Annotated in this window: 7 protein-coding genes and 1 pseudogene; 1 reads left to right on the top strand and 7 read right to left on the bottom strand. The window is 46.3% G+C overall.

The window, feature by feature from the left end:
• A pseudogene (locus EPO18_RS12405) lies at positions 1-243 on the top strand (hypothetical protein); the annotation flags it as partial.
• Positions 244-497: 254 nt separating this feature from the next.
• On the opposite strand, the gene EPO18_RS12400 reads toward EPO18_RS12405, so the two are convergent.
• The 7 genes from EPO18_RS12400 to trpA all read right to left on the bottom strand — a co-directional run.
• The gene (locus EPO18_RS12400) at positions 498-1,679 is read right to left on the bottom strand and encodes an O-succinylhomoserine sulfhydrylase (RefSeq protein ID WP_292433690.1); all 1,182 of its coding nucleotides are present in this window, start codon (positions 1,677-1,679) and stop codon (positions 498-500) included.
• Positions 1,680-1,807: 128 nt separating this feature from the next.
• On the bottom strand, positions 1,808-3,316 hold the full coding sequence (gene purF, locus EPO18_RS12395) for an amidophosphoribosyltransferase (protein ID WP_292433689.1): 1,509 nt from the start codon (positions 3,314-3,316) through the stop codon (positions 1,808-1,810).
• A 44-nt stretch (positions 3,317-3,360) separates the two neighbouring features.
• Positions 3,361-3,852, bottom strand: a complete 492-nt coding sequence (locus tag EPO18_RS12390) for a CvpA family protein (RefSeq protein ID WP_292433688.1) — start codon at positions 3,850-3,852, stop codon at positions 3,361-3,363.
• Between the two features lie 26 nt (positions 3,853-3,878).
• Positions 3,879-4,862 carry an SPOR domain-containing protein gene (locus tag EPO18_RS12385; protein ID WP_292433687.1) on the bottom strand — a complete coding sequence of 328 codons (984 nt, stop codon included), beginning with the start codon at positions 4,860-4,862 and terminating at the stop codon, positions 3,879-3,881.
• 9 nt (positions 4,863-4,871) lie between these two features.
• The gene (gene folC / locus EPO18_RS12380) at positions 4,872-6,143 is read right to left on the bottom strand and encodes a bifunctional tetrahydrofolate synthase/dihydrofolate synthase (RefSeq protein WP_292433686.1); all 1,272 of its coding nucleotides are present in this window, start codon (positions 6,141-6,143) and stop codon (positions 4,872-4,874) included.
• A 15-nt stretch (positions 6,144-6,158) separates the two neighbouring features.
• Complete coding sequence (accD, locus tag EPO18_RS12375) at positions 6,159-7,121, bottom strand: acetyl-CoA carboxylase, carboxyltransferase subunit beta (RefSeq protein ID WP_292433685.1); 963 nt, start codon at positions 7,119-7,121, stop codon at positions 6,159-6,161.
• 44 nt (positions 7,122-7,165) lie between these two features.
• Positions 7,166-7,932, bottom strand: a 767-nt coding sequence (gene trpA / locus EPO18_RS12370; protein WP_292433684.1) for a tryptophan synthase subunit alpha, incomplete at its 5' end; no start/stop codon positions are given.

The following is a 7,932-nucleotide window of genomic DNA, read 5'->3' as shown; positions in this document are numbered from 1 at the left end:
GGAGGATTTTCAGCCTGCGCTGAAGCAACTACCTTTGGACAGATAGAAGACTTTGATGCTTTTATAAACCAACTGCGTACTATTCGTCCCAATCCGCAGACCACGGCCTATTCGGTGATACCGACCGAAAGTTGCACCACCGATGTAGTATGTACTCTAGATGCAAAACAGTGTGCTGACGGCTCATTTGTAAGCCGAGTACCGCCTTCTTGCGAGTTTGCTGCTTGTCCGGCAACACGGTAAGCGCAATATGTAGGGGGGCGATAGCGAGGCCCAGTAGGTTGGACATGCTTTTTTACGCCAGAAATTTCAATATGGAAATGGATTTCAGGGTTGTCCATCTCGCATCATTACCGGAACGTTGAGCAACGAAAAGCTGTTGTCCAAGCTGCAAAAGACTAAGTCAAGTCGAGCAACAGCTTTTCGCGCCAAACATTCCGGTTCGTATCTTGTTAAAGCAGGAAAATATCATACCTAAACAAGAAGCCCAGCAGGTTTTATAAACCTCTCAGAATATCCTTTTTAATATCTTCAAGGTTTTCCAAGCCTACCGAAACTCTCACCAAGCCGTCTTTAATACCTGCGGCAGCCCTGACTTCCGTCGTTAATCGGCCATGCGTGGTGGTTGCCGGATGAGTAATCGTGGTTTTAACGTCGCCCAAGTTTGCGGTAATGGACAGCATTTCGGTGGCATCGATCAATTTCCAGGCATGTTCTTTGCCGCCGGTCAGTTCAAAACTGACTACGCCTCCGAAATGGCTTTGCTGACGTTTAGCTAGTTCGTGCTGCGCATGCGATACCAAGCCAGGATAATGCACTTTGGCGATACCGGCCTGTTGCTCCAGCCAAAGGGCAAGTTCAAAAGCGCTGTCGCAATGCGCTTTTATCCTGATCGCCAGCGTTTCCAACCCGGACAAAAATACCCAAGCGTTAAAAGGGCTCATGGTCGCGCCGCCGGTGCGAAGATAGGGGTAAATATACTTTTCTATGATCTCTTCACTGGCAACGACGGCGCCGCCGACACAACGCCCCTGCCCGTCTATATATTTTGTTGCCGAATGAATCACAATATCCGCGCCTAATTCCAAAGGCTTTTGCAGCACAGGCGTGCAAAAACAGTTGTCGACGATCAGCAAGCAACCGTGTTTATGGGCGATGTCAGCAAGTATGGAAATATCGGCAATTTCGATTAAAGGATTGGACGGCGTTTCCAGAAACAAAAACCGGGTATTCGGTTTGATCGCCGCTTCCCAGGCCGCCGTATCGATCAAATCTACAAAGTCGGTTTCAACTCCGAATTTGCTGAAGTAATTCTGAAACATCAATACGGTATTGCCGAATACGCCGCGCGAACACACCACATGATCGCCCGCTTTAAGCAGCCCCATACCGACCGCCATAATAGCCGCCATGCCTGATGAAAAAGCCAGGCAACGCTCGCCTTTCTCCATCAACGCCAGCCGTTCCTGAAAGGCGTTAACGGTTGGATTGGTAAATCGCGAATAGATATTACCCGGTTTCTGCCCGGTAAAACGCAAAGAAGCCTCTTCGGCACTGCTGAACACATAACTGGATGTGGCAAAAATCGGTATGCTGTGCTCATCTTCATGAGTACGTTTATGCCCGGCTCTTATAGCCTGTGTTTCCAGAGTGTAGTCGTTCCAGTTAATGTCTTTCATTTTTTTAAGCGTATTTATTTGTTAAAAAGATCAGACAAAAGGCGAAGGACGAAAGACAAAAAACAGACTTCGATGACTGCTCTTTGCCTTTCGTCCTTCGCCTTTTGCCTTTTTTCGCATTGCTCCCCTCAATCACCGTTTTGCATTTCGATGATGAAATTTTCCGAATTTCGTTGTGCTTGTGCGTTGTCATTTCGCAACGCCTCGGTGCGCTCCAGATACGCATCGTCAATATCACCGGTAATATATTCTTTACTAAAACAGGAGGTATCGAAGTGCTTGATATCCTGGTTGCCTCTACGAACGGCATCAATCAGATCATTCAGTTCCTGATAAATCACCCGGTCTGCTCCTATTGCTGAACATACCTCGGCTTCAGTACGATTATGGGCAATCAGTTCATGTGCGGCCGGCATATCAATGCCGTAAACATTGGGATACCGGACCGGAGGCGCGGCAGAGGCAAAGTACACTTTTTTAGCACCGGCATCCCGGGCCATCTGGATAATCTGCTCGGACGTTGTGCCTCTGACGATTGAGTCGTCGACCAGCAATACATTTTTGCCTTCAAACTCGAGGCTAATGGCGTTTAGCTTTTGCTTGACCGATTTTTCTCTCATTTTCTGACCCGGCATGATAAATGTCCGGCCGATATAGCGGTTTTTTATAAAACCTTCACGATACTTTACGCCCAGCAGGTTTGCCATCTGCAAAGCCGCTGTTCGGCTGGTGTCGGGAATCGGAATAACTACATCAATGTCGTGATCAGGCCAGTCTCTTTGTACTTTCTTGGCCAGCTTCTCGCCCATACGCAGACGTGCCTTATAGACCGAAATACGATCAATAATTGAATCCGGCCGGGCAAAATAAACGTATTCGAAAATACACGGACAGTGATCTATCTTTTCAGCACACTGTTTGGTGTGTAGCATGCCTGATTCTTCTATAAAGACTGCTTCGCCAGGTTCTATGTCTCTAATAAGCTCAAAGCCCAATACATCCAATGCAACACTTTCAGAGGCGATCATGAATTCCGAACCGTGTTCGGTTTTTCTCGCCCCAAACACTATGGGGCGAATGCCGTGAGGATCCCTGAACCCTAAAATGCCAAACCCGGCAATCATAATCACAACAGCATAAGCCCCGCGGCAACGGCGATGTACACCGGAAACGGCCTGAAAAACGTCGTCTACAGTTAAATGCAATTTACCTAAACTCTGCAATTCATGAGCAAAAACATTCAACAAAACTTCAGAGTCGGAATCGGTATTAATATGCCGTTGATCTTCAACGAACAAGGCCTTTTTCAGCTCCTCGGTATTGGTCAAATTGCCGTTATGCGCAAGCGTCAAACCAAACGGAGAGTTTACGTAGAAAGGCTGCGCTTCTGCAGAACTGGTACAACCCGCCGTTGGATAACGAACATGAGCAATTCCCATATTGCCTTTCAATTTCAACATTTGCGCATTGGTAAACACATCGCGCGTCAAACCGTTTTCCTTGCGTAAATGCAACCGCCCGGCCTCGCATGTCACAATGCCTGCGGCATCTTGTCCCCTATGTTGCAATACTGTCAGCGCATCATATAATTCCTGATTGACAGTTTGATGTGAAACGATAGCAGCAATACCACACATTATTTTTTAACCTTGCATTGTTTGATAGGAACTAGCAGAAGAAGTTAACGATACCTGATGTATTCCGCCACGCCTGACGAAATATGATCTCGCAACCATACAGCGAACGATTGAAAAGGTGGAATCATGATCGACTCTGTCCACCAGGAATCATTGGTCAAAGGCGTCAATCCCGCCAGTATGACAACAACAGTAACAACGACCATGCCGCGAATCACCCCGAAAATCATACCTCCGAAGCGATCCATGATGGTTAATCCGGTGTTTTTAACCAATATATTCAATAAAAAGCCTATTAGACCGCCAAAGCACAATGTAATTGCAAATAAAGCCATAAAAGATGCAATCATTCTGGCTGACGGATGACTGATGGACGATTCCAGAAAATAAGAAAACTCGCGGGTAAAGTTTAAGCTTACCCAGACTGCCAATATCCAGAATGCTAACGAAAAAACTTCTTTAATGAATCCGCGCAACAATCCGATTACAAAAAAAATAAAAAACAGCCCTAGGAAGGTAAAATCAATCCAGATCATGCTTTTATTCTAAACTTAATCTCGTATTACTCAGAAATCAGGATTGCTTTTATATTCTGTTTGTCCAGTCTCAACTTCATTGCCGCTGCTTTTTTTCCGTCAAGCTCTGGGCCTACCCGAAGCCGATATGAAGTTCCTTTATCAGTTTGAACGGTATCCAGTGAAGCCGGCAAACCTTGTTCACGTAGGCTATCCCAAAGAGACATTGCATTTTCTCTTTTAGTGAAGCTACCAATTTGAATATACCAACGCACCAATTTTGGACTCTCTTTCGGTACAACTGTCGGCTTTTTTGCTTCCGCAACAGCAGCAGCCAGAATCTTTGCTGTATTAGGCTGTTTAAGAGCCGATTGTTTTGTTGCATCGGCATAAGTGCTGACTTTAGGTCCAGCATCTTTGCTGCCGGTTAAAGGCTCATTTTCAGTCTTTTTAACTATTATTGGTTTTACCGTTTCAGGTACTTTTTTAACTTTTGCAGATTCTTGAGCCATTGCTTCTACCTTAATGTCCCTGACCTGTGCTTTGGGGACAATATTTTTGCGGGCGCCGTCCCCTGTTTCTGCCGGTAAAGGGCGCTCTGCGGAAGCCTGCTTTGGATGCGGCTTTGGCTGATTTTCTTCCGGCTCGGCGATGGGTTGTTCAACGGCTTCCTCTGTACCTGCATCTTCACGGGTATAGCCTTCGGATTCGGCATACAAAGATTCTCCGGAACGAGCCTGTTTCTCCGCTTCTTCGGGCACCTCTTCCACTGCACCGGTACTCTCAAGGGTATCGCCGACAGGTTCTGTAGTTAAAGGTTCCGGATCCGCCGATTTTAACACCCGCTCGGCATTACTCGGCAATTTACCGGCCTTATCAGTATCCGGATCAACTGGAGCTGGAATATTCAGCTCACTCACTAATTGACCACTATTATCGACAGGATCATCGAACAGCATCGGGATAAAAATAGCACATAGAGCCGTAACAACAACGGCGCCAATTAAACGTTGTTTTAATTCATGATCCATTTCGTCTACTCACTTATTCTCAAATTCAATCAAGCACTCAGATACCAAAAAGAAAGATCCAAAAACCAATAACAAATCGCCCTCCTGCGACTGGTTTTTTGCAGCAGAAAATGCCTCAGTAAAACCAGCAAAACCAAAAGAAACCCTGGATACCGGACTTTGTGAAAAAATCTCACGCATAACCGATTCAGTAGCCGTCCTGGGATTTGCCAAAGGGGCAAAAAACCAGTCGTAAACTACTGGATTCATAATTTCAAGGACGCCTGCAATGTCCTTGTCTTTCATCATCGAAAAAACAGCATGAATACGTCTATCGGGGAAAACAGCTGTCACGTAATCGGCCAATGTTCTAACTGCCTGAGGGTTATGCCCCACATCCAGCAACACTGGGATTTCGCTATCAATAAGTTGGAATCGACCGGCTAACCGGACATTCTCCAAGCCCTGTTTAATCGAAGCTTCTGATACCGGTAATGCTTCGGACATTTTAGTCACCGCTAAAATAACTGACGATGCATTGCGATACTGATGTTCTCCTTTTAACCCCGGTTCCGGCAATTGTAACATTTGCTTGTCACCATAAAACCAGTCCCATCTTGTTGCCTGCTTTTTATAACCAAAATCTTTGCCGATACAATACAATGAGGCATGCTGTTCGATAGCGCTTTGTATTAATGATTCCGGAGGAGCCGGATCCCCCGTGATAGCAGGAATTGTTGCTCGGAAAATTCCCGCTTTTTCCCGTCCTATGGCTTCTCGTGTACCGCCCAGCCACTCAACATGATCAATACTGATGCTTGCAACCATGGCCACATCGGGATCGACAATATTGACCGCATCCAAACGTCCGCCCAAACCGACTTCAAGCAACTGAACATCGACATCGGCCCGTCGAAATATATCCAACGCAGCCAATGTGCCAAATTCAAAATAACTTAATGAGGTATTGCCCCGTACCGACTCTATTCTTGCAAATGCTTCGCAAATTTCCTCGTCCGATACCGGTTTTCCACCTATTTTTATCCGTTCATTATATTTTAGAATATGCGGCGAGGTATAAGCTCCTACCCGATAGCCTTGCGCCATATAAATGGCCTCAAGATAAGCAATAGACGAACCTTTGCCATTGGTTCCTGCAACGGTAATAGTCGGAGGTTTGACATAATCAGGGTTAAGCGCATGGAAAACCTGTGCAGCCCGCTCCAACCCCAAATCGATCACTAAAGGATGTAAGCTTTCTTGCCACTTTAGCCAATCTTGTAACGAATCAAAACGTATCATTAACCGATATTAAAATCAGTCTTCCTGATCCAGAGGATACGAACCATCATCCGTTTCAATTTCAAATCCTCCTGTGTCTTCGGCTTCCACCTGTGACAAAGGGGGACTGAGGTGGATTTGGTCTCTAGCCGCCATCAGCATAGCCAGAATATCGGCTATTTTATCGCGCATTTCACGTCTGTCGATAATCATATCGATAGCGCCGTGCTCTTGTAAAAACTCACTACGCTGAAATCCTTCCGGCAATTTTTCACGGACGGTTTGCTCTATAACACGTGGGCCTGCAAAACCGATCAAAGCATTGGGCTCGGCTACATTAATATCGCCCAACATGGCTAAACTGGCTGAAACGCCGCCCATGGTTGGGTCGGTCATAAACGAAATATACGGAAGACCTGCATCGGACAACTTGGTTAATGCCGCACTGGTTTTCGCCATCTGAAACAACGAAAACAGCGACTCTTGCATACGCGCGCCGCCACTGGCCGTAAATACGATAAATGGCACACCCAATTCCAAACTTTTGTTGATGCCGCGAACAAATTTTTCGCCGACTACCGAGCCCATTGATCCGCCCATAAAGCCGAAATCAAAGGCGGCTGCAACAATATCACGGCCTTTTAACTGGCCTTTCATCACAACCAGCGCATCATTTTCTTTCGTCTGCTTTTGGGCTTGCGTAGTTCGATCTTTATATTTTTTACTGTCTTTGAATCTTAGCGGATCGACAGGCTTAACATTTTTGCCTATCTCTTCATGCCCCCCCTCGTCCAAAAACATATTCAGCCGCGTTCTGGCCGAAATACGCATATGATGCTCGCATTTCGGGCAAACGCTGAAATTTCTTTCCAGCTCCGTGTTATAAAGAATCGCATTACAGCTAGGGCACTTATTCCACAATCCTTCAGGCACAGCGCCTTTTTTATTCGACCCTTCCGTTCTAATTGTTAAAGGGATTAACTTCTCAAACCAACTCATTCATATGCCCCATCGTGTTTCATCATCGTGTTCCAAACCAGACTTTAGCTATCTATTGCCTGGCGCATGGCTACCAATAACTCGACTATTTCTTTTTTGGCACGTTCAGGATCATCCGGATTCGCTTCAATTTTGCTGATCAGGGCACTGCCGATGACTACACCGTTACCCAATCCCGCAACAGTCTTTGCTGTTTGAGCATCTTTAACGCCAAAACCTATAGCAACAGGCAAACGCGTATTTGCCCTGATTTGGTTGAGCTTGGTTTCGACATCTGCAATATCCAAATGCCCTGCACCGGTTACACCTTTCAGAGAAACGTAATAAATATAACCGCTACCGGCGGTATCCATTTTTTTAATCCGCTCATCGCTGCTGTTCGGTGCTAACAGAAAAATCGGATCGATATCGCGTGCCTTAAGCAAGGCAACGCATTCTTCCGCCTCTTCCGGCGGCAAATCAACAGTTAAAACACCATCAATCTCGGCTCGTTGCGCAGCATTGGCAAAATCTTCGTACCCCATGGCTTCAATAGGATTCACATAGCCCATCAACACCACCGGCGTGTGTTGATTGGTTCTTCTAAATTCTGTCGCGATAGCTAAAACCCGTCTCAAGCTCATTTTGTGTTCCAAAGCGCGCTCGCTAGCTCGCTGGATGACCGGCCCATCCGCCATAGGATCGGAAAACGGCACACCCAGTTCGATCACATCGGCGCCTGCCTCAACCATCGCGTGCATCATCGGCAAAGTAAAATCAGGTCTTGGGTCACCTGCGGTAATAAACGGAACTAACGCCTTGCGGCCTGTTT

This window comes from Methylobacter sp., from assembly GCF_004322395.1.
Lineage (GTDB): Bacteria > Pseudomonadota > Gammaproteobacteria > Methylococcales > Methylomonadaceae > Methylobacter_A.
Note: the sequence above shows the minus strand (reverse complement) of the source record. Positions and strands in the feature narration are given on the sequence as shown.

Bases quoted from the DNA above. Each gene is read 5' to 3' on its own strand.
- EPO18_RS12400 (WP_292433690.1), bottom strand. From the start codon at position 1,679: ATGAAAGACATTAACTGGAACGACTACACTCTGGAAACACAGGCTATA.
- purF (WP_292433689.1), bottom strand. From the start codon at position 3,316: ATGTGTGGTATTGCTGCTATCGTTTCACATCAAACTGTCAATCAGGAA.
- EPO18_RS12390 (WP_292433688.1), bottom strand. From the start codon at position 3,852: ATGATCTGGATTGATTTTACCTTCCTAGGGCTGTTTTTTATTTTTTTT.
- EPO18_RS12385 (WP_292433687.1), bottom strand. From the start codon at position 4,862: ATGGATCATGAATTAAAACAACGTTTAATTGGCGCCGTTGTTGTTACG.
- folC (WP_292433686.1), bottom strand. From the start codon at position 6,143: ATGATACGTTTTGATTCGTTACAAGATTGGCTAAAGTGGCAAGAAAGC.
- accD (WP_292433685.1), bottom strand. From the start codon at position 7,121: ATGAGTTGGTTTGAGAAGTTAATCCCTTTAACAATTAGAACGGAAGGG.